This is a genomic window from Phytopseudomonas dryadis, assembly GCF_004327355.1.
In the GTDB taxonomy this organism is placed as follows: domain Bacteria; phylum Pseudomonadota; class Gammaproteobacteria; order Pseudomonadales; family Pseudomonadaceae; genus Aquipseudomonas; species Aquipseudomonas dryadis.
In genome coordinates this window covers 23,116-42,997 of the sequence record NZ_QJUM01000036.1, presented here as the reverse complement: position 1 = coordinate 42,997, position 19,882 = coordinate 23,116, and the positions used below count along the sequence as shown (strand labels likewise).

Here is a 19,882-nt window from a genome sequence, read left to right as displayed (position 1 = left end):
AGAATCCGCGGCGTGGCCGCTATTCGCCGCGGGGTCGCGGCTCCCACAGGTTTGTGGCAAGCCAGCGGCCGTGTAGGAGCGTCGACCTCGGCGCGATGCGATTGCAGCCATCCCACAGAATCCGCATCGTGGCCGCTATTCGCCGCAGGGTCGCGGCTCCCACAGGTTCGTGGCAAGCCAGCGGCCGTGTAGGAGCGTCGACCTCGGCGCGATGCGATTGCAGCCATCCCACAGAATCCGCATCGTGGCCGCTATTCGCCGCAGGGTCGCGGCTCCCACGGGAGCGTGGCAAGCCAGCGCCCGGGCAGGGGCGGCGACCGGCGCGATGGGCTTCGGTCGCCCGGTTTGGTCTTGGGCAGCGTGCTCCCCGCGTGTCAGTGCGGTGGGTACTGGCCGAGCACCTTGCCGACCGTTTCGCGGATCGCCGCTTCCCGTGCGGCCGGGGTGGACAGGTCGCTACGCCTCGCCTCTTCGGCGCTGCCGCGCCAGACCAGTTTGCCGTCCCGGCCGTCGAACAGGTCGATCTGCACGGTCGACACCTTGTAATCGATGGTGCGCGTTTCGTTGTAGACCGGGCCGCCCCAGTAATTGCCCCAGTAGCCACCCCAGCCTCCGCCGTAGCCGGTGCTGATCTGCTGCTGGCGCTCGTCGACCACCAGCCATACCTGCACGCCGAGGTCGCCCCTGGCGCCGGCTGCGGCGGGACGCAGGCCGCGCTGGTCGAGCTGTTGCGCCACGGCGGTGCGCATGCGTTGTTCGGTCAGGTCGCTTCTGATGCGCGGATCGTCGGGTTTGTACTGCATGGCCGGTTCTTTCCAGCTCCAGGTACGGTAGGCGGCGAAGTCGCGGTTGGCGTCGAAATCGCGGTTCACCTGGATGCTCTGGCAGGCGCTGAGCACCAGCAGCAAGGGGATCAGCAGCAGAGGAAGGCGCATGGTGGTTCTCCTGGATTCGGTGGCAGGCCGGGGTAGTGGGCGTGGTCAGGCCGGCGGATAGTTGCTCAGGGCGTTCTGTACGGCCTTGCGCAGGGCGTCGGCGCGTTCCGACTGGCTGCCGCTGCTGCGCATTTCGGCGTGGCCGCTCCACACCGGCTGGCCGTCGCGGGCGTCGATCAGGTCGATACGCACCACCACCACCTCTTCTTCATAGGTGCGGGTCAACGGCACCCGGGCGCCCAGGCCGACCCCGCTGCCGTAGTAGCCGCGGTGGCCGTAGGCACCGCCATAGCCGCCGTAGTAGGGATCGTAGCGGTCGGCCACCTGGCGTACGCGGCGTTCCAGGCGGGTGTCGGCGCTGACCTTGAGGTCGGTTGCCGCGCTGTTCTGCGCGGGGCGCAGGCCGCGCTGGTCGAGGGCGTTGGTCAGCGCTTCCTGTACCAGCTCGGAACTGGCCCAGGCGCTGCCGGCCGGCTGCCGTTGCCAGCTCCAGCTGCGGTAGGCGCCATAGTCCCTGGACGGCGCGGGGTAGGCGCTGAGGTCGAGGTGGTCGGCCGCTGCCGCAGGGGCCGGTGGCAACGGCAACGAACTGGCGGTATAGGGGTTCTGGCTCTGGCAGGCGGCCAGGGCGGTGGCGAGCAGCAGCAGGGTAACGCGTTTCATGTTAGCTCTCCTGTCTCTTCATACAGGCTCTGAGCGTGGCCGACAGATCCAGTGCAGGTAACGGCCGAGCCCGGCGAAGGCAGGATGCCGTCGGTGCGCCAACTCCATTTCCAGCAGGTCGACGAGTTCGGCCCTGGCCTGGAATTCCCGTGGCATGTAGTCGTGGAATACGCGCACGCCACTTTGTGTTTCGACCTGCCAGTGCGTGGCAAGTTGCGCCGCCAGTTCGCGCGGGTCGAGTGGCCGTTGCGGGGTCAGGCTGTGTTTCTCGCCGGCGAACTCGGCCTTGCGCAGTTTGCGCAGGTGGCCCTTGAGCAGGTTGCGGTAGATCAAGGCATCCTTATTGTAGAACGCCAGCGACAGCCAGCCATCGGCGCGGGTCAGGCGGTGCAGGGCGGGCAGGATGGCGGCGGGTTCGGCCAGCCACTCGAGCACGGCATGGCAGATGACCAGGTCGAAGGGTTGCTCGAGTCGCCCGGGCAGCGCCTGCCAGGGCGCCTGGATGAAGGTGGCCGGCAAGCCTGCCTGGGCGAAGCGTTCGCGGGCGCTGGCCAGCATCGCTTCGGCGGGCTCGGCCAGGGTCACGGCATGGCCCTGCTGCGCCAGCCACAGCGCCATATGGCCGAGGCCGGCACCGACGTCGAGCACCCGCAGCGGTCGCCCGGGCAGGGTTTCGGCCAGGTCGGCCTGCAGCACCGCGAGACGGATGGCGCCCTTGGCGCCGCCATAGATCTTTTCGGCGAAACGGCTGGCCAACTCGTCGAAATGGCGGTCGCTCATTTGAGGAAACGCCGTTCGTTGTCGGCGAGCTTGTCGAGTACCGCTTGATTCATGTCGATGCCCAGCTCACTGCACATTTGCAGGAGATAGAGAACCACGTCGGCCACTTCCTGTCCGGCGTGGGCGAGCTTTTCTGGTGGCAACTGGCGGGACTGCTCTTCGCTCAGCCACTGGAATATTTCCACCAGCTCGGCCATTTCCACGCTGGCGGCCATAGCCAGGTTCTTCGGGCTCTGGAAACGACGCCAATCGTTGTGATCGCGAATGACGTGCATGCGGGCGATAAGTTCGGGCAGGTTCATGCGCTTCCCCGGGGGAGCAGACGGTGGGCGCGCATTGTTTCACGACGTCCGGATCCAGTTCAAAGGTTCGCCAGCCTGGAGCCAGGCGCGCCCGCGAGTCGGCGCGCAGCCGATCGTGAACGGTGCCTCAGATCACCTGCCAGTGCCCGGCCATATGCGCGATGTCGTCCTTGCCGAGCAGGTCGAACTGCCCCTGGGCGGCCACCGCGCTGGCCAGCAGGCGCACCTGGCTCGGCAACAGCACGGGTTTCTGGAAGCGCGCCTCGATGCTGTAGCCGGACGCCGGCAGGTGATCCTGCAGGGCGGCCACGGCGCGGGCCTTGCTCCACAGGCCATGGGCGATGGCGCGGGGAAAGCCGAACAGGCGCGCACTGAGCGCCGACAGGTGGATCGGGTTGTAGTCACTGGCGATACGGGCATAGCGCCGGCCGATGTTCGCCGGCGCCTGCCAGCGGTCGATCTCTTCGCGCGGCAGGCGTGGCTGCTCGCTGCGGCCGACCACCGGGCCGTCGAGCCTGACCCCGCGGCACAGCAGCCGGCTGTCGCCCTCCCAGAGCAGGCCGAGCTGATCCTCCAGGCGGGTGATGACGCTGAACACCGCGCCCTTGTCGTGGGGCGTCAGGCTGGTCGCTTCGACGCTGACGGTGAACGGGCCCAGGCCGCCGAGCTGGCGAATCACGCGGATGCGGTTTTCCAGGTGCACCAGGCCGAGCAGGGGAAAGGGGAAACCCGGCTCGGTGAGCAGTTTCATCAGCAGGGCGAAGGCCAGCAGGTGCGGGTAGGTGGCCGGCAGCCGTCCATCGTCGCGAAAGCCGCACAGGCTGCGGTAACGGGCCAGGTTGTCGGGGTCGACGCTGACCGGACAGCGCATCCCGCGGTGCGGCAGGCTCTTGCCGCTGATGCCGCGGCGCAGCGCCGCGCGCAGGAACAGGCCGGGCAGTGACGGTGAGGTGTGCAGATCGAGCCAGTCAGTGGCCATTGCGCGCTCCTGTACAGATGATTGCCAGCGTACTGGGGATAGGACATTGGCCAGGCTGCATTGGTGCCCGGCCATGGATCGGATCGGCCGCTGGCCGTGGGCGCGGCCTCAGCCGCGACGTCCGGGACAGCCGTGCGTCCAGGCCGGCCGTCCGACGGTCACGCGCCGAGCAGGCTCTGGCCGCACACGCGCATGACCTGCCCGCTGATCGCCCCGGAGCCGGGCTGGGCGAACCAGGCCACGGCTTCGGCGACATCCTGGGGCAGGCCGCCCTGGCTCATGGCGTTCATGCGCCGGCCGGCTTCCCGGAGGGTCAGGGGCATGGCCGCGGTCATCCGGGTTTCGATGAAGCCGGGCGCCAGGGCGTTGATGCTGATGCCGCGCTCGGCCAGCAGCGGCGCCCAACTCTGCGCCAGGCCGATCACCCCGGCCTTGCTGGTGGCGTAGTTGGTCTGGCCGACGTTACCGGCGATGCCGCTGAGCGAGGCGATCAGCACCACGCGGCCGTTGTCGCGCAGGGTGCCGGCCTGCAGCAGCGCCTCGGTCAGCAGCAACGGCGCCCGCACGTTGACGTCGATCACCGACTCCCACAGCGCCTCGCTCATCTTGGCCAGGGTCTTGTCGCGGGTGATGCCGGCGTTGTGCACGACGATATCGATGCCCTCGGGCAGCGCTTCGACCAGTTTGCCGGGGGCGTCGTTGTCGCCGATGTCCAGGGCCAGGCCGCGCCCGCCCAGACGTGCGGCCAGGGCATCGAGGGCGTCCTTGGCCGGCGGCACGTCGAGCAGCACCACCTCGGCGCCGTCGCGGGCCAGGGTTTCGGCGATGGCCGCGCCGATGCCACGGCTGGCGCCGGTGACCAGGGCCTTCTTGTCGGCCAGCGGCCGCGTCCAGTCACGCACCTGCTCGGCGCAGGGTGCCAGGCGCAGCACCTGGGCGGATACATAGGCGCTCTTGGGCGAGAGCAGGAAACGCAGCGCTCCTTCGAGCTGGGGTTCGGCACCTGCGCCGACATACACCAGTTGCACGGTGCCGCCGCGACGGATCTCCTTGGCCAGGGAACGGGTGAAGCCTTCCAGCGCACGCTGGACACTGGAGGCCTGTGGGTCCTGCAGGGTTTCCGGGGGGCGCCCGAGCACCACGACGTGGGGGCAATGGCCAAGGCCCTTGAGCGCCGGCTGGAAGAACAGGCGCAGGGCGTTGAGTTCATCGAAGCGGCTCAGGGTGCTGGCATCGAACACCAGCGCCTTGAGCTTCGGCCCGTGCTCGGCCGTCCAGCGTGGCCGGCCGGGCTGCTCGTCGCGGTCGCTGAAGGTTTCGTCGGTCAGGCGCTTGGCGAAGTCCGCCACGCTCGCCGCCAGCGCGCCGTCGCCGCCGATCAGCAAGGCGCCTTCCAGCGCCCGCGTGCGTCCGGCCACCCAGCGTTCCAGGGGCAGCGGCGCGGGAAGGCCGAGCGCGCCGACCAGGCGGCGTCCGGTAGGCGTATTGGCGAAGTTGAGGTAGCGATCGGACATGGAACAGACTCCAGGGCTGAAACTCAAAGAGGTTGACCACTGTACGCCGTCACTCGTTTCATGCATCGACCACGGGCCGGCTGTCCGGCATCAGGCTGTGTCGAGGTGCAAGGCCGCCAGGCTACAGTGCTGCTTATCCTATCCTGTAAGGAGCTGTCCATGACCCCGCCACGCCGGGTCGCCATCGTTGGCGGCAACCGTATCCCCTTCGCCCGCTCCAATACCGTCTATGCCACGGCGAGCAACCAGGCCATGCTGACCAGTGCCCTGGAAGGCCTGATCGAGCGCTACAACCTGCATGGCGAGCGCCTCGGCGAGGTGGTGGCCGGCGCGGTGCTCAAGCACTCGCGGGATTTCAACCTGACCCGCGAATGCGTGCTCGGCTCGCGCCTGGCGCCCGAGACGCCGGCCTACGACCTGCAGCAGGCCTGCGGCACTGGCCTGGAAGCGGCCTTGCTGGTGGCCAACAAGATCGCCCTGGGGCAGATCGAGTGCGGCATCGCCGGCGGCGTCGACACCACTTCCGACGCACCGATCGGGGTCAACGAGGGGCTGCGCAAGATCCTGCTGCAAGCCAACCGTGGCAAGAGCACCGGCGACAAGCTCAAGGCGCTGCTGCAGATCCGCCCCCGGCACCTGGCGCCGTCGCTGCCGCGCAATGGCGAGCCACGCACCGGTTTGTCCATGGGCCAGCATTGCGAGCTGATGGCGCAGCACTGGGCCATTCCCCGTGACGAACAGGATCAGTTGGCGGTGGAGAGCCATCGCAAACTCGCCGCCGCCTATGCCGAGGGCTGGCAGGACGACCTGCTGACGCCGTTCCTCGGCCTGACCCGTGACCAGAACCTGCGCCCCGATATCGACCTGGAAAAGCTCGCCGGCCTCAAGCCGGTGTTCGAGCGTGGCGCCCGTGGCACCCTGACCGCGGGCAACTCCACGCCACTGACCGATGGCGCCTCGCTGGTGCTGCTGGCCAGCGAGGACTGGGCCAAGGCCCGCGGCCTGCCGATTCTCGCCTACTGGCGCGATGGCGAAGCGGCGGCGGTGGATTTCGTCAAGGGCGCCGAGGGCCTGCTGATGGCGCCGGTCTATGCCGTACCGCGCCTGCTGGCGCGCAATGGCCTGAGGCTGCAGGACTTCGACTACTACGAGATCCACGAGGCCTTCGCCGCCCAGGTGCTGTGCACCCTCAAGGCCTGGGAAGACGCCGAATACTGCCGCACGCGGCTGGGCCTGGAGCAGCCGCTGGGCGCCATCGACCGCGAGCGCATGAACGTCAAGGGCAGCTCCCTGGCGGCCGGCCACCCCTTCGCCGCCACCGGCGGGCGCATCGTCGCCAACCTGGCCAAGCTGCTGGCGGTGGCAGGCGAGGGGCGCGGGCTGATTTCCATCTGCGCCGCGGGCGGCCAGGGCGTTACCGCGATTCTCGAGCGCTGAGGCTGCACCGGCCCCAAAGTAGCCCGGGTCGAGCGTAGCGACACCCGGGAAGTTGCCCTGGGTATCGCTTCGCTCAACCCAGGCTACGGATTTGGCTGCGTAGGGTGGAACACGCTTGATCGTTCCAGCAGTAGTCATCCGCTGGTTAGGTTGAAGGTGGCCGAGAAGAGCGTCAGCCATGCGCCCCGATCCCAAAGTAGCCCGGGTCGAGCGCAGCGACACCCGGGAAGCTGCCCTGGGTATCGCTGCGCTCAACCCAGGCTACGGATTTGGCTGCGTAGGGTGGAACACGCTTGATCGTTCCAGCAGTAGTCATCCGCTGGTTAGGTTGAAGGTGGCCGAGAAGAGCGTCAGCCATGCGCCCCGATCCCAAAAGTAGCCGGGTCGAGCGCAGCGACACCCGGGAAGTTGCCCTGGGTATCGCTTCGCTCAACGCCAGGCTACGGATTTGGCTGCGTAGGGTGGAACACGCTTTATCGTTCCAGCAGTAGTCATCCGCTGGTTAGGTTGAAGGTGGCCGAGAAGAGCGTCAGCCATGCGCCCCGATCCCAAAAGTAGCCCGGGTCGAGCGCAGCGACACCCGGGAAGCTGCCCCTGGGTATCGCTGCGCTCGACCCAGGCTACGGATTTGGCTCACGCTTCATCGTTCCACCAATGGCCAGCGAAGGTAGCCCCGGTCAGGACGCGATCAATTTTCGCGACTAGCTGTTTCGGCCTCGAGCAATGCGGCCTTGCGCGCCACGCCCCAGCGGTAGCCGCCGAGGCTGCCATCGGTGGCGGTCACCCGGTGGCAGGGCACCAGCAGGCCCAGGGGATTGCTGGCGCAGGCCCGGGCCACGGCCCGTGGGTGGCTGCCGAGGCTGGCGGCCAGCTGGCCGTAGCTGCGCGTCTGGCCCGGCGGGATGCCTTGCAGGGCTTGCCACACCTGTCGCTGGAAGGCCGTACCGCGCAGATCCAGCGGCAGGTGGGCGGCACGGGCGGGCGCCTCGAGCTGTTGCAGCACCTGCAGCAGCCAGTCATGCAGCGTCGGGTCATCGCGCAGCAGGGTGGCGGCGGCGAAGCGTTGGCGCAGCTGTTCTTCCAGTTGCGCCGGCGAATCACCGAACCACAGCGCGCACAGGCCTTTCTCGCTGCCGGCCAGCAGCAGGTAGCCGAGGGCGCAGGGCGCCACGGCGACGCGCAGCACTTCCCCGGCGCCACGCTGCCGACGCCGCGCCGGGCTGAGGCTGCCGCGCTCCTCATAGAGCGCGCGGGTACCCGAGTAGCCGCTGGCCAGGGCCGCCTCCAGCACCGATCCGGCCCGGGGCAGGGCGGCCTCGAGGCGTTCGCGCTGGCGGGCGCTGGCCCAGGCCTTCGGGGTCAGACCGGTGCGGGCCTTGAACGCCCGCGCCAGGTGCGACGGCGACAGGCCGATGCGTGCGGCGAGTTGCTGCAGGGACGGTGGTTTGTCGGCCACGTCGAGCAGGCGACAGGCGGCGACGACCAGCGCGTCGAGCTGTTCGCCCGGGCTGGCGCCCTGCGGGGTACAGCGTTTGCAAGGGCGATAACCGGCGGCCTCGGCCGCCGCCGGGTCGGCGTAGTAGGTGACGTTCTCGCGGCGCGGCCGGCGGGCCGGGCAACTGGGCCGGCAGTAGATGCCGGTGGAGCGCACGGCGAAGACGAACTGACCGTCCTGCGTGGCATCGCGCTCGCACACGGCCTGCCAGCGGCGTTCTTCCGACATGTCGATCTCCTGTAGGCGTACGTCGATTGTCGATATCCGCCCGGTTTTGCGCCAGTGCCAATCACGCTTTCAAAGTCCATGAGTCGGTACATTTGCCATAGAGGCTGTGCGCTGCCCGAGGATTGCCGTATAAAAGGGCCGCATAGCCCATTGAGGACCCTAATAAAACCTGATGAAGACGCCAAAACGCATTGAGCCCCTGGTCGAGGACGGCCTGGTGGACGAGGTGATACGCCCTTTGATGAGCGGCAAGGAAGCAGCGGTCTATGTGGTGCGTTGCGGGGCCGAACTGCGCTGCGCCAAGGTCTACAAGGAAGCCAACAAGCGCGGTTTCCGCCAGGCGGCCGAGTATCAGGAGGGACGCAAGGTACGCAACAGCCGCGATGCCCGGGCCATGGCCAAGGGTTCCAAGTACGGTCGCAAGGGACAGGAAGACGCCTGGCAGAACGCCGAGGTGGCGGCCCTGTTCCGCCTGGCCAACGCCGGGGTACGGGTGCCCAAGCCCTATGACTTTCTCGAAGGCGTGCTGCTCATGGAACTGGTCACCGACGGCGAGGGGAACGTGGCGCCGCGTCTCAACGACGTCGACCTGCTGCCCGAGGACGCCCGCGAATTCCACGCCTTCATGATCGACGAGATCGTCAAGATGCTCTGCGCCGGCCTGGTGCATGGCGACCTCTCGGAGTTCAACGTGCTGCTCGGCCCGGACGGTCCGGTGATCATCGACCTGCCCCAGGCGGTGGATGCGGCGGGCAACAACCACGCGTTCAAGATGCTCGAACGCGACGTCGGCAACATGGCCGCCTACTTCGGCCAGTTCGCCCCGGAGCTCAAGTTCAGCAAGTACGCCAAGGAAATGTGGGCGCTCTACGAGGACGGCAAGCTGACCCCCGATAGCGTGCTGACCGGCGAGTTCGACGACCCCGAGGAAAGCGCCGACGTCGATGCGGTGATGCGCGAGATCAAGGCCGCCCTGGCCGAGGAGGCGCGCCGCCAGGCGCTGCTCAACGCCGACGACGAGCCCAAGGATCAGGAGCCGCCTCCGCCCTGGGAGCGGTAGGCCGCCGATCGTTCCGAAGCCCCTCTCCCCAGCCCTCTCCCGGAGGGAGAGGGGGCCGATCCGTGGTGGCTCCAGGGCTTGTGTCAGCCTCGAGTTTTCCGTGCGCCCTCGCCGGTCGGATTCAGGCAGGGCCTGCTTTGCTCCTCGCGCCCTCCGGGAGAAGGGGCCGATCCGTGGTGGCTCCAGGGCTTGTGTCAGCCTCGAGTTTTCCGTGCGCCCTCGCCAGTCGGATTCAGGCAGGGCCTGCTTTGCTCCCCGCGTCCGCCGGGAGGGGGCCGATCCGTGGTGGTTCATGGGCTTGTGTCAGCCTCGAGTTTTCCGCGCCCTCGTCGGTCGGATTCAGGCAGGGCCTGCTTTGCTCCTCGCGCCCTCCGGGAGAGGGGGCCGATCCGTGGTGGTTCCGGGGGTGTGTCAGCCTCGAGTCTTCGGCGTACTCTCGCTGACCGGATTCAGGCAGGGCCTGCTTTGCTCCTCGCGTCCGCCGGGAGGGGCCGATCCGTGGTGGCTCCAGGGCTTGTGTCAGCCTCAAGTCTTCTGTGTGCCCTCGCCGGTCGGGTTCAGGCAAGGTCTGCTTTGCTCCCCTCGCCCTCCGGGAGAGGGGCCGGGGGAGAGGGCCCGCGGTTGATGGTCGTCCCCAGCCGCTATGGGGCTTCTTCCGTGCCGAGCCCTGGTCCGTTCCAGCATCGTCGTGCTCGGGACTTTGATGCCTTGAAATGGTGAGCCGATCGTGGTCGTGCGCTGTTTGGGTTCATTGCGCGCCTGCTGAAAAGGCCCGCCGTTTACCCGCAAACCCAGAGCCGTCGCGGCCTTGACCGTTCTGCTCGGACCCTGGCATGCAATCTGCTAATTACCACCGCACAGCCTGTCGCACCGTCGCGCAGGCGCCCCGAGCCGTCATGGGCTCCCATGGGGCCGATGCGCCAGGCCCCGGGGCCGTGCTCATCACACATCACTGAATCCAAGGCAAAGACGCCTGAAGCTGCTCGCCAGCTCCAGGCGTTTTTTTTTGCGTTTTTCAAACCCTGGCAACAGCAGCGAAGACCGAGGGCAGGCTATGAACTCCAGCGTCACTCCGATCAAGCGCGAAACCCTGATCGTCATCGGCAACGGCATGGTCGGCCATCACTGTGTCGAACAGTTGATCGAGCTCGGCGCCCTGCAGCGTTATCAGTTGCATGTGTATGGCGAGGAGCGCCAGCGTGCCTATGACCGCGTGCACCTGTCCGAGTACTTCGCCGGCAAGGATGCCGAAGCGCTGGCGCTGGGCGATGCCGGTCTGTACGCCCGCCATGGCGTGCAGCTGCACCTCGGCGAGCCGGTGCTGGCGATCGACCGCGAGAACCGGGAAGTCGTCACCACCAAGGGGCGTAGCGCCTACGACCGCCTGGTGCTGGCCACCGGCTCCTATCCCTTCGTGCCGCCGATTCCCGGCGCCGAGGGCCATTCGCGCCTGGTCTACCGCACCCTGGATGACCTCGACGCGATCCGCGAGGCGGCGGCCAGCGCCCGCCGTGGGGTGGTGGTCGGCGGCGGCCTGCTCGGTCTCGAAGCGGCCAACGCCCTCAAGTCCCTGGGCCTCGAGGCCCATGTGGTGGAGTTCGCGCCGCGGCTGATGCCGGTGCAGCTGGACGCCGAGGGCGGCGAAGCCCTGCGGGCCCGCATCGAGGCCCTGGGCGTGGCCGTGCACCTGTCGCGCGCTACCCAGCAGATCGGCAGCGGCGAGGAATACGCCTACCGCATGACCTTCACCGACGGCGAATTCCTGGAAACCGATCTGATCGTGTTTTCCGCCGGCATCCGCCCGCAGGACGCCCTTGGCCGCGCCGCCGGCCTGGAGATAGCGCCGCGCGGTGGTGTGGTGGTCGACAACGATTGCCGCAGCAGTGACCCTGCCATTTATGCCATTGGCGAATGCGCGTCCTGGAATGGCATGGTTTTCGGCCTGGTCGCACCGGGCTACTCGATGGCCCGTAATGTCGCCGCGCAGCTGGCCGGCCAGGCCCACGAGCCGTTCACCGGCGCCGATATGTCGACCAAGCTCAAGCTGCTCGGCGTCGACGTCGGCTCCATCGGCGACGCCCAGGCCGCCACGCCGGGCGCCAAGAGCTACCGCTATATCGACGAAGCCAGCGCCAGCTACCGCCGCCTGGTGGTCTCGGCCGACGGCCAGCAGGTGCTCGGCGCGGTGCTGGTCGGCGACAACAGCTACTACGACACCCTGCTGCAGTACGCGCAGAACGGCATCAAGCTGCCGGCCGATCCGTCGAGCCTGATCCTGCCGCTGTCCTCGGGCGCGCCGACCCTGGGCGTCGATGCGCTGCCGGACAGCGCGACCCTCTGTTCCTGCCACAACGTCAGCAAGGGCGCGCTGTGCTGCCAGGTCGACGCCGGCATCACCGACCTCGGCGAGCTGAAGGCCGCGACCAAGGCCGGCACCGGCTGCGGGGGGTGCAGCGCCCTGCTCAAGCAGGTCTTCGAGCATGAGCTGGCTGCCCGCGGCGTGGTGGTGGACAAGAGCCTGTGCGAGCACTTCGCCCACACCCGTCAGGAGCTCTACGCCATCGTCCGGGTGGAAGGCGTGCTCAGTTTCGAGGAGCTGCTGGCCAAGCATGGCCGTGGCCATACCGGCTGCGATATCTGCAAGCCGGCGGTGGCCTCGATCCTCGCCTCGTGCTGGAACCAGCCGATCACCGACCCGGCGCTGATCCCGCTGCAGGACACCAACGACACCTTCATGGCCAACATGCAGAAGAACGGCACCTATTCGGTGGTGCCGCGTATTCCCGGTGGCGAGATCACCCCGGACGGGCTGATCGCCATCGGCGCGGTGGCGAAGAAATACGACCTCTACACCAAGATCACCGGCGGCCAGCGCATCGACCTGTTCGGCGCCCAGTTGCACGAACTGCCGGACATCTGGAGCGAGCTGATCGAAGCCGGCTTCGAGACCGGCCATGCCTACGGCAAGTCGCTGCGCACGGTGAAGTCCTGCGTGGGCAGCACCTGGTGCCGCTACGGCGTGCAGGACAGCGTCGGCATGGCGCTGCGCCTGGAGAGTCGCTACAAGGGCCTGCGCGCGCCGCACAAGATCAAGTTCGCGGTCAGCGGCTGCACCCGTGAGTGCGCCGAAGCGCAGAGCAAAGACATCGGCGTGATCGCCACCGACAAGGGTTGGAACCTGTATGTGTGTGGCAACGGCGGCATGCGCCCGCGGCACGCCGAGCTGTTCGCCACCGACCTGGACGACGCGGCGCTGATCCGCACCATCGACCGCGTGCTGATGTTCTACATCCGCACCGCCGACAAGCTGCAGCGCACCTCGGTGTGGCGCGAGTCCCTGGAAGGCGGCCTGGACTACCTCAAGGCGGTGATCCTCGACGACAGCCTTGGCCTCGGCACTGAGCTGGAAGCGCAGATGCAACGGGTGGTCGACCGCTACGAGTGTGAGTGGGCCGGCGCGCTCAAGGACCCGGAGAAGCTCAAGCGCTTCCGCACCTTCGTCAACGACCAGCGCGCCGACCCGGACATCCAGTTCGTCAGGGAGCGTGGCCAGCGTCGGCCCCTGTCCGCCAGTGAGTTACCGCTGATTGCCGTTGCCGAGGAGGTGCTCTGATGAGCCAGTCCAGCGCCGTGCCTGCCCAGGCGCCTGCCGCCCATCACTGGCGGCCGTTGTGCCGCCGCCAGGATCTGATCGCCAACTCGGGCGTGGTGGCCTGGCTCGACGGCGCGCAGGTCGCCCTGTTCCACCTGCCGCACGGCGAGGCGGGCGAGCGGATCTTCGCCATCGACAACCGCGACCCGAAGTCCGGCGCCAACGTCATCGGGCGGGGCATCGTCGGCCAGATCAAGGGCGATCTGGTGGTCGCCTCGCCCCTCTACAAGCAGCATTTCCGCTTGAACGACGGCACCTGCCTGGAGTACCCCGAGCAGCGCCTGCGGGTGTGGCCGGCGCGCCTCAATGGCGACACCGTGGAAATCGCCGTGGCGCGCTGAGCACCATGCCTTTCAACAGGTTGGCCGATTTCAGCCAGGGAATCCTGGCAACGCCGCCCATGGCGAGGCTCGAAGACGGGCCAGGACCTCCCGCCCGTAGCCTGGGTTGGACGCCGGCGATACCCGGGACCGCAAGCGGCCACGGCTCCCGGGTATCGCTGCGCTCGACCCGGGCTACCAGGCTGTATTGCGACAGTGCAAGCGCCGACAAGACCTGGAAGGCATGGCGCTGAGCGCCACGGCTGGCGCGTCAGACCAGCGGTTGGCGAAGGTCGCCCTGGGCCTCGCAGGCCGCGGCGGTGAACAGCACGTCGGTGGAGGAGTTCAGCGCGGTTTCCGCCGAGTCCTGGAGGATGCCGATGATGAAGCCGACGCCCACCACCTGCATGGCGATGTCGTTGGGGATGCCGAACATGGCGCAGGCCAGCGGGATCAGCAGCAGCGAGCCGCCGGCCACGCCCGAGGCCCCGCAGGCGCAGACCGCCGCCACCACGCTGAGCAGGATGGCGCTGCCCAGGTCGACGTGGATGTCCAGGGTGTTCACCGCCGCCAGGGTCAGCACGGTGATGGTAATCGCCGCGCCAGCCATGTTGATGGTCGCGCCCAGGGGGATGGATACCGCGTAGGTCTCCTCATGCAGGCCCAGGCGCTGGCTCAGTTGCAGGTTGACCGGAATGTTGGCCGCCGAGCTGCGGGTGAAGAAGGCGGTGATGCCGCTTTCCTTCAGGCAGGTCAGGGTCAGCGGGTAGGGGTTACGGCGGATCTTCCAGTAGACGATGGCCGGGTTGACCACCAGCGCCACCAGCAGCATGCAGCCGATCAGCACCGTGAGCAGGTGCAGGTAGTCGAGCAGCACGCCCAGGCCGGATGCGGCCAGGGTGCCGGCGACCAGGCCGAAGATGCCTAGCGGCGCCAGGCGAATCACCAGGCGCACCACCGAGGTGACCGCGCCGGCGAGGTCGCCGAGGAACTGCTTGCTGCCCTCGGCGGCGTGGCGGAAGGCCAGGCCCAGGGCGATGGCCCAGGCCAGGATGCCGATGAAGTTGCCTCTGAGCAGGGCGTTGACCGGGTTGTCGACCACGCTCAGCAGCAGGTTCTTGAGCACTTCGGCGATGCCGCCCGGCGGCACCAGTTGGGCGCCCTCGGTGGCCAGCACCAGGGTCGAGGGAAACAGGCTGCTGGCGATCACCGCGACCACCGCGGCGCTGAAGGTGCCGATCAGATACAGCAGCAGTATCGGCCGGATATGGGTCTGCTGGCCATGCCGGTGGTTGGCGATGGACGCCGCCACCAGCACCAGTACCAGCACCGGCGCGACCGCCTTCAGCGCGGAAATGAACGCTTCGCCGAGGAAACCGACGGCCGCCGCCGCCGCTGGCGCGAAGGCCGCCAGGGCGATGCCGGCGACCAGGCCGATGAAGATCTGCGATACCAGGGTGAGGCGGTCGAACAGGTGCAGGAAGGCGTTCGGCTTGTGTGGCATGGGCAGCGTATCTCTGGACGTGAAGGAAGAGCACCGCATGGGGTGCTGAAGCGGCGGTGCGATCACGTGGCTATCCACGCCTCTCCCGCTCTCTCTGGTTGAAAACAAGCGCGCGACTTTAGGCCCGTGAGCCTGCCAATACAAGTCTGGCGGCCGGCTCCGCCCCCCCGTTTGCAAGGCCGGGGCGGGCGACACAGGGGCTCAGCCTGGTTGCCGGGCGCCGAGTTCGCGGGAGATGGCCCGGGCGCACTGCTGCAGATTGTCGCGGTAGCGCTCGCGGGCCACCGGGCTGTCCATCACCGCCTCCGGGCCGGACAGGTTGATCGCCGCGGCCACGCCCCCGCGGTGGTCGTACACCGCGCAGGCGATGGCGGTGGAGTAGTCGGAGCGGTGCAGCACCCAGCCGCGCTCACGGTCACGCTCGAGCAACTGGTGCAGTTCCGGCAGGGTCTTGGGCGCGGGTGGCGGGTAGTCGTCCAGGCGCACATGCTGGTACAGCGCATCCAGCTCGCCGGGCATCAAGCCGCTGAGCAGCATGCGGCCCATGGCCGTGCAGTGGCAGGGGATGCGCGTGCCGATGGGGATGTTCACCGACAGACGCTGGGCGGCGAAGGCGCGACCGATGTACAGGCTGTCGGTCTGCTCGCGGATCGACAGGTGGCAGGACAGCGAGGTGCGGTCGCGCAGGGCGTTGAGGTGGGGCATGGCGATGTCCACCAGGTCGCGGCTGGCCAGGTAGGCGAAGCCGTCGCAGAGCACCTGGGGGCCGAGCTCGTAACTGTTGCTGCCGAGCTTGTTCAGGTAGCCCATCTCGGTGAGGGTCACCAGGATGCGGTAGATCGCCGAGACGCTGACGCCGAGGCGCTCGGCGATGACGTTGCTGCTCAGGCTGCGTTCGCCGGCATTGAACATCTGCACGATGCTCAGGCCACGCTGCAGCGCGGGCACGCGGTAGTCGCTTTCTTCTTTGTCGGCGCTCATGGTGACTCCCCCGCATTACATACAACACCTGTGTGGCGCGTTTACCGTAGGAGCCCGCTTGCGGGCGATCCTGGCATCGAAGCATCGCCCGCAAGCGGGCTCCTACAGATGTTTTTCAGGCCAGCGCCTCGACCCCCGCCGGCTTGCCGCCGAACTCGTCCATGGCATCCAGCAGCGCGCCCCACAGGTAGTGGGCCGAGGCGCGGTCGCAGAGGATGTGGAAGATCGGCAGGGCGTCCGTGCCGGCGTTGACCAGGATGGCATTCAGGCGCGCCACCGAGGTCTGCGCCACGGCGCCGGGCGGGAAGGCCTCGGCGCGCAGGTCGACGCCGCAGACCTTGGCCAGCAGCTCCGGCAGGTGCGCGCCGGTCAGGGCCAGCCAGGCGTGGCTGTCCTGGCGCGGCAGCAGGTAGCAGGCCTGGTCGCTCGCTTGCCAGGCGGTTTCCTCGGCGGCGATGCGCGCGCCGCCATCGGCCAGGCTGCCGAGCAGGCAGTATTCGCTCTGCGACAGGCGCAGCACCAGCTCGCCGCCGGGCTGGACGCTGGCCTGGTTGGGCGCGTCCGGCAACTGGTAGCCCTTGCCCTGCAGGTAGCCGGCACTGTCCGCCCCGCGAAAACCCACGCGGGGCAGGTTGCTCAGGTCGATCAGCGCGCAGCGTTGCAGTTGTTCGGTTTCATCGCCGCTGGCATGACGGGCGACGAACACACGCTCGCCGATCCGGGTCAGCGCGGCGTTGCCGTAGAGGTCGTGGATCGGGCTGCGCTCGGCATGGTCGCGAAGGGTCAGGTTCATGGTCACAGCTCCTGGCGCCGGGTTTCTGGATCGAAGAATGGCAGTTTCACCACGGTGGCCTGCACCACCTCGCCGCCTTCCACGCGAATCGGAATCCGCATGCCCGGCTCGGCCTGGTCGGCGCCGGCATAGGCCAGGCCGATGATCGCGCCCAGGGTCTCGGAGTACTCGCAGGAAGTCACGTTGCCGCTGATATCCGGCCCCTTGAGCACCAGGTGGCCTTCCAGCGGCTGGCGGCTGCCCTTGGGCAGGGTGAAACCGACCAGTTTGCGTTTGAGCGGCTGCGCTTCGAGGATCTCGATGCTGCGCTTGCCGACGAAGAACGGCTTCTTGCGGCCGATGGCCCAGCCCATGTCGATCTCCACCGGATGGGTCATGCCGTCGGTGTCCTGGCCGATGATCACGTGGCCTTTTTCCAGGCGCAGCAGGCGTTGGGTCTCCACGCCGAACGGGCGGATGCCGAAGGCTGCGCCGGCTGCCATCAGGGCGTCCCACAGGTGTTCGCCGAAGCGCGCCGGCACGTGGATTTCGTAGCCCAGCTCACCGACGAACCCGACCCGCAGCAGCCGCGCCGGAACACCGGCAACGCGGCCTTCGCGTACGCCGAGGTAGGGGAAGCCCTCGGCGGACAGGTCGACGTCCGTGCAGACCTTTTCCAGCACCTGGCGCGACAGCGGCCCGGCCAGGTTGACCGCGGCGAAGGCGGCGCTGACGTTGGCGATGTCGACGTTCAGGCGCCACTGCGCGTTCCACTTGAGCAGGCTGCGGTAGACGCGGTCCACGCCGCTGGTGGTGGCCGAGACGTAGAAGTGCTGTTCTCCGAGGCGGCAGGCCACGCCATCGTCGATCACCACGCCATCCTCGGCGGTCATCAGCGCATAGCGGGTGCGGCCGACGGCGAGCTTCTTGAAGCCGAAGGTGTACATGCGCTCCAGCAGCTCGGCGGCATCCGGCCCGCGCACGTCGAGGCCGCCGAGGGTGGATACGTCGATCAGGCCGACCTTCTCGCGCACCTGGCGGGCTTCGGCCTGCATGCAGGCTTCGCGCTCCTCGGCCTTGCCATAGAAGGCCGGACGCTGCCAGGCGCCGGCGGGCATCAGCCTGGCGCCCAGCTCGACATGGCGGCGATGCATGGCGGTCTGCCGATAGGGGTCGAAGGCGCGCCCGGCGACATGGGCCAGCTTCTCCGCGGCGAACGGCGGGCGCGCGGTGGTCACCCCGGTTTCGCTGACGCTGCGCCCGGTGGCGTCGGCCACCAGGCGCGCCGTGGGTAGCGCCGAGTGGCGGCCCTGGGACGGGCCCATGCCGACGGTGGAGAAGCGCTTGACCAGCTGTACGTCGCGGTAGCCATGGCGGGTGGCGTTGACGATGTCCCTGATCTGCAGGTCTTCGTCGAAGTCGACGAATTCCTTGCCCTGCGGATGAGGGAAGATCGGCCAGGGGAAATTGACCCGGCTGTCGTCCTTGTCCGCGCCTTCCTCCGGGGCGCTGTCCAGGCCGAGGTCGGCCAGGGCTTCGGCGGCGGCGCTGCGGCCATCGGCGAGCACCCGCTGCAGGTCGTGGCGACCGTTCACCGAGCCGGCGACGCGGAGGATCTTCGGCAGGTTCTGGATCGAGAACGCCGCGTGTTCGTCGGCGTAGCGCAGGCTGCCGCCGGCCTGGCAGAGCAACTGGTAGACCGGCATGTAGCCGGCGGACATGCACAGCAGGTCGCAGTCGATGTGGATACTGCCGTCGGCGACCTTGCCCCGGCCGACGATGCGCCGCACGTCGACCCGGGCCAGGTGACGCCCGCCCTTGTCGGGCAGCGCTTCGTAGACGGTGTGTCCGGCATGGCAGGCGATACCGCGCGCCAGCAGGGTGGTGGCAAGGCCCGGCGTGTCGACGTGCTCGCGCATATCGACCACGGCGGCCACTTCAACGCCCGCGTCAAACAGGTCGAGGGCGGCCAGGTAGCCGTCGTCGTTGCCGGTCAGCACCACCGCGCGCTGGCCCGGCTTGACCGCGTACAGGCGCATCAGGCGCTGGGCGGCGCTGGTCAGCATCACGCCCGGCAGGTCGTTGTTGCGGAAGATCACCGGCTGGTCGAAGGAGCCGCTGGCGACGATGCACTGTTTCGCGCGCACCTTGTACAGGCGGTTACCCTGGATCACCGGCAGGTAGTTGTCGGCGAACCAGGCGTTGCACAGCGCTTCATTGAGCACGCGGATATTGCCGTGGCCGTTCACCGCCGCGACCAGTTCTTCGCGCAGGCCCTGGGCGGCATTGCCGTCCACGCCGAAGCGGGCATAGGTCAGCGAGCCGCCGAGCACCGGGTTCTGTTCGATCAGCAGCACCTTGGCACCGCCGTTGGCCGCATGCAGGGCGGCGGACAGCCCGGCGGGGCCGGAGCCGATCACCGCCAGGTCGCAGAACAGGTAGGCCTTGTCGTGGTAGGTCGGCTCGAACGTCAGGTCGAGCACGCCGAGGCCGGCCTTCCTGCGGATCAGCGGTTCCCAGCGCTTCCACATGCCCTTGGGCTTGTAGAAGGCGCGGTAGTAGAAGCCCACCGGCATGAATTTGGAGAACCTGCCGAGCAGGGCGTCGCGATCCTTCTCCAGGCTGCCGTTGACGTTCTGCGGGGTGACCTCGAGTCCGGCTTCGAGCGGGCATTCGTCGGCCAGCACGTTGGGCTCGTCCGGCAACTGCACCAGGGTGTTGGCGTCCTGGCCGGCCATGGTCAGCGGGCCGCGCGGACGGTGGTACTTGAACGAGCGCGACAGCAGCCAGCGGCCATCGGCGGCCAGGGCGCTGGCGACGGTGTCGCCGGCGAAACCCTGGCAGGCGCTGCCGTCGAAGCGGAAGGTCAGCGGCTGGTTGCGGTCGATCAACAGCCCCATGGGGGCGGGCAGGCGGTTCATTGGTCGGCCTCCGGTGCGGCGAAATCGACCCGCTGGTCGAACAGTTCGCGGGGGTCGAAGGTGCGCAGTATCTCGTCGCTGCCGGTGTGGCGCTCGGCCAGGAACCAGTAGCTCGACGGTGTGTGCATCCACCATTCGGTGACCACACCGAGGCGGTTCTCGCTGTTGAACACGTAGTCGGCCCATTCGGCGACGCTGCAAGTGGCCGGGTCGGGCATGTGCTTGAGTTCGCCGCCGTAGGTGAATTCGCTGATGTTGCGTGGCCCGTTGAGCGGGCACGTCATGATCTTCATTTAACTGGACTCCTTGGCGAGCAAGGTGAAGCTGATCGTTGTCTGT

General features: G+C 68.1%; 16 protein-coding genes. 4 read left to right on the top strand and 12 right to left on the bottom strand.

The genetic code is table 11. From position 1 onward, the window contains the following. Nucleotides 1–374: 374 nt before the first annotated feature. From DNK34_RS22810 to DNK34_RS22785, 6 genes are all read right to left on the bottom strand, one after another. On the bottom strand, nt 375–935 hold the full coding sequence (locus DNK34_RS22810; protein ID WP_131177590.1) for a DUF4136 domain-containing protein: 561 nt from the start codon (nt 933–935) through the stop codon (nt 375–377). 45 nt (nt 936–980) lie between these two features. Next, a complete protein-coding gene (locus tag DNK34_RS22805; protein WP_131177589.1) occupies nt 981–1,598 on the bottom strand; it encodes a DUF4136 domain-containing protein in 618 nt (205 codons plus the stop codon). An 18-nt stretch (nt 1,599–1,616) separates the two neighbouring features. Continuing rightward, on the bottom strand, nt 1,617–2,378 hold the full coding sequence (locus DNK34_RS22800; protein WP_131177588.1) for a methyltransferase domain-containing protein: 762 nt from the start codon (nt 2,376–2,378) through the stop codon (nt 1,617–1,619). Beyond that, nucleotides 2,375–2,680 (bottom strand): nucleotide pyrophosphohydrolase, encoded by a 306-nt coding sequence (locus tag DNK34_RS22795; protein WP_131177587.1) that lies wholly within the window; start codon nt 2,678–2,680, stop codon nt 2,375–2,377. The genes DNK34_RS22800 and DNK34_RS22795 overlap by 4 nt, the downstream gene beginning before the upstream one ends. 127 nt (nt 2,681–2,807) lie before the next feature. Continuing rightward, nucleotides 2,808–3,659: a MaoC family dehydratase gene (locus DNK34_RS22790; protein ID WP_131177586.1), complete on the bottom strand. Its 852-nt coding sequence runs from the start codon at nt 3,657–3,659 to the stop codon at nt 2,808–2,810. A gap of 158 nt (nt 3,660–3,817) precedes the next feature. Then, entirely contained in the window at nt 3,818–5,173 is a 1,356-nt protein-coding gene (locus tag DNK34_RS22785) for a 3-oxoacyl-ACP reductase (protein ID WP_131177585.1), read from the bottom strand. A gap of 159 nt (nt 5,174–5,332) precedes the next feature. Between DNK34_RS22785 and DNK34_RS22780 the strand changes: the two genes are divergently transcribed. Further along, nucleotides 5,333–6,610, top strand: coding sequence for an acetyl-CoA C-acetyltransferase (locus tag DNK34_RS22780; protein WP_131177584.1), 1,278 nt, complete (start codon nt 5,333–5,335; stop codon nt 6,608–6,610). A gap of 688 nt (nt 6,611–7,298) precedes the next feature. On the opposite strand, the gene ada is transcribed toward DNK34_RS22780, so the two are convergent. Then, nucleotides 7,299–8,333 carry a bifunctional DNA-binding transcriptional regulator/O6-methylguanine-DNA methyltransferase Ada gene (gene ada / locus DNK34_RS22775; protein WP_131177583.1) on the bottom strand — a complete coding sequence of 345 codons (1,035 nt, stop codon included), beginning with the start codon at nt 8,331–8,333 and terminating at the stop codon, nt 7,299–7,301. A gap of 172 nt (nt 8,334–8,505) precedes the next feature. On the opposite strand from ada, the gene DNK34_RS22770 reads away from it, so the two are divergent. The 3 genes from DNK34_RS22770 to nirD all read left to right on the top strand — a co-directional run bounded on the left by DNK34_RS22770 (nt 8,506) and on the right by nirD (nt 13,386). After that, complete coding sequence (locus DNK34_RS22770; RefSeq protein ID WP_131177582.1) at nt 8,506–9,393, top strand: PA4780 family RIO1-like protein kinase; 888 nt, start codon at nt 8,506–8,508, stop codon at nt 9,391–9,393. Between the two features lie 1,054 nt (nt 9,394–10,447). Next, on the top strand, nt 10,448–13,006 hold the full coding sequence (gene nirB / locus DNK34_RS22765) for a nitrite reductase large subunit NirB (protein ID WP_131177581.1): 2,559 nt from the start codon (nt 10,448–10,450) through the stop codon (nt 13,004–13,006). Beyond that, a complete protein-coding gene (nirD, locus tag DNK34_RS22760; RefSeq protein WP_131177580.1) occupies nt 13,006–13,386 on the top strand; it encodes a nitrite reductase small subunit NirD in 381 nt (126 codons plus the stop codon). The genes nirB and nirD overlap by 1 nt, the downstream gene beginning before the upstream one ends. Before the next feature lie 250 nt (nt 13,387–13,636). Here the strand turns inward: nirD and sstT are convergent, their stop codons facing one another. The 5 genes from sstT to DNK34_RS22735 form a co-directional block, all read right to left on the bottom strand. Continuing rightward, on the bottom strand, nt 13,637–14,869 hold the full coding sequence (sstT, locus tag DNK34_RS22755; RefSeq protein ID WP_131177579.1) for a serine/threonine transporter SstT: 1,233 nt from the start codon (nt 14,867–14,869) through the stop codon (nt 13,637–13,639). Nucleotides 14,870–15,070: 201 nt separating this feature from the next. Continuing rightward, a complete protein-coding gene (locus tag DNK34_RS22750) occupies nt 15,071–15,850 on the bottom strand; it encodes an IclR family transcriptional regulator (RefSeq protein ID WP_131177578.1) in 780 nt (259 codons plus the stop codon). Between the two features lie 115 nt (nt 15,851–15,965). Continuing rightward, complete coding sequence (locus tag DNK34_RS22745; protein WP_411269334.1) at nt 15,966–16,577, bottom strand: sarcosine oxidase subunit gamma; 612 nt, start codon at nt 16,575–16,577, stop codon at nt 15,966–15,968. A 68-nt stretch (nt 16,578–16,645) separates the two neighbouring features. Continuing rightward, a complete protein-coding gene (locus DNK34_RS22740; protein WP_131177576.1) occupies nt 16,646–19,543 on the bottom strand; it encodes a 2Fe-2S iron-sulfur cluster-binding protein in 2,898 nt (965 codons plus the stop codon). After that, on the bottom strand, nt 19,540–19,836 hold the full coding sequence (locus DNK34_RS22735; protein WP_131177575.1) for a sarcosine oxidase subunit delta: 297 nt from the start codon (nt 19,834–19,836) through the stop codon (nt 19,540–19,542). The genes DNK34_RS22740 and DNK34_RS22735 overlap by 4 nt, the downstream gene beginning before the upstream one ends. Between the last annotated feature and the right edge of the window lie 46 nt (nt 19,837–19,882).

Coding starts and splice junctions, on each gene's coding strand:
- DNK34_RS22805 (WP_131177589.1), bottom strand. CDS start 1,598: ATGAAACGCGTTACCCTGCTGCTGCTCGCCACCGCCCTGGCCGCCTGC.
- DNK34_RS22810 (WP_131177590.1), bottom strand. CDS start 935: ATGCGCCTTCCTCTGCTGCTGATCCCCTTGCTGCTGGTGCTCAGCGCC.
- DNK34_RS22740 (WP_131177576.1), bottom strand. CDS start 19,543: ATGAACCGCCTGCCCGCCCCCATGGGGCTGTTGATCGACCGCAACCAG.
- DNK34_RS22795 (WP_131177587.1), bottom strand. CDS start 2,680: ATGAACCTGCCCGAACTTATCGCCCGCATGCACGTCATTCGCGATCAC.
- DNK34_RS22790 (WP_131177586.1), bottom strand. CDS start 3,659: ATGGCCACTGACTGGCTCGATCTGCACACCTCACCGTCACTGCCCGGC.
- DNK34_RS22750 (WP_131177578.1), bottom strand. CDS start 15,850: ATGAGCGCCGACAAAGAAGAAAGCGACTACCGCGTGCCCGCGCTGCAG.
- DNK34_RS22780 (WP_131177584.1), top strand. CDS start 5,333: ATGACCCCGCCACGCCGGGTCGCCATCGTTGGCGGCAACCGTATCCCC.
- DNK34_RS22800 (WP_131177588.1), bottom strand. CDS start 2,378: ATGAGCGACCGCCATTTCGACGAGTTGGCCAGCCGTTTCGCCGAAAAG.
- ada (WP_131177583.1), bottom strand. CDS start 8,333: ATGTCGGAAGAACGCCGCTGGCAGGCCGTGTGCGAGCGCGATGCCACG.
- DNK34_RS22785 (WP_131177585.1), bottom strand. CDS start 5,173: ATGTCCGATCGCTACCTCAACTTCGCCAATACGCCTACCGGACGCCGC.
- DNK34_RS22735 (WP_131177575.1), bottom strand. CDS start 19,836: ATGAAGATCATGACGTGCCCGCTCAACGGGCCACGCAACATCAGCGAA.
- sstT (WP_131177579.1), bottom strand. CDS start 14,869: ATGCCACACAAGCCGAACGCCTTCCTGCACCTGTTCGACCGCCTCACC.
- nirB (WP_131177581.1), top strand. CDS start 10,448: ATGAACTCCAGCGTCACTCCGATCAAGCGCGAAACCCTGATCGTCATC.
- nirD (WP_131177580.1), top strand. CDS start 13,006: ATGAGCCAGTCCAGCGCCGTGCCTGCCCAGGCGCCTGCCGCCCATCAC.
- DNK34_RS22770 (WP_131177582.1), top strand. CDS start 8,506: ATGAAGACGCCAAAACGCATTGAGCCCCTGGTCGAGGACGGCCTGGTG.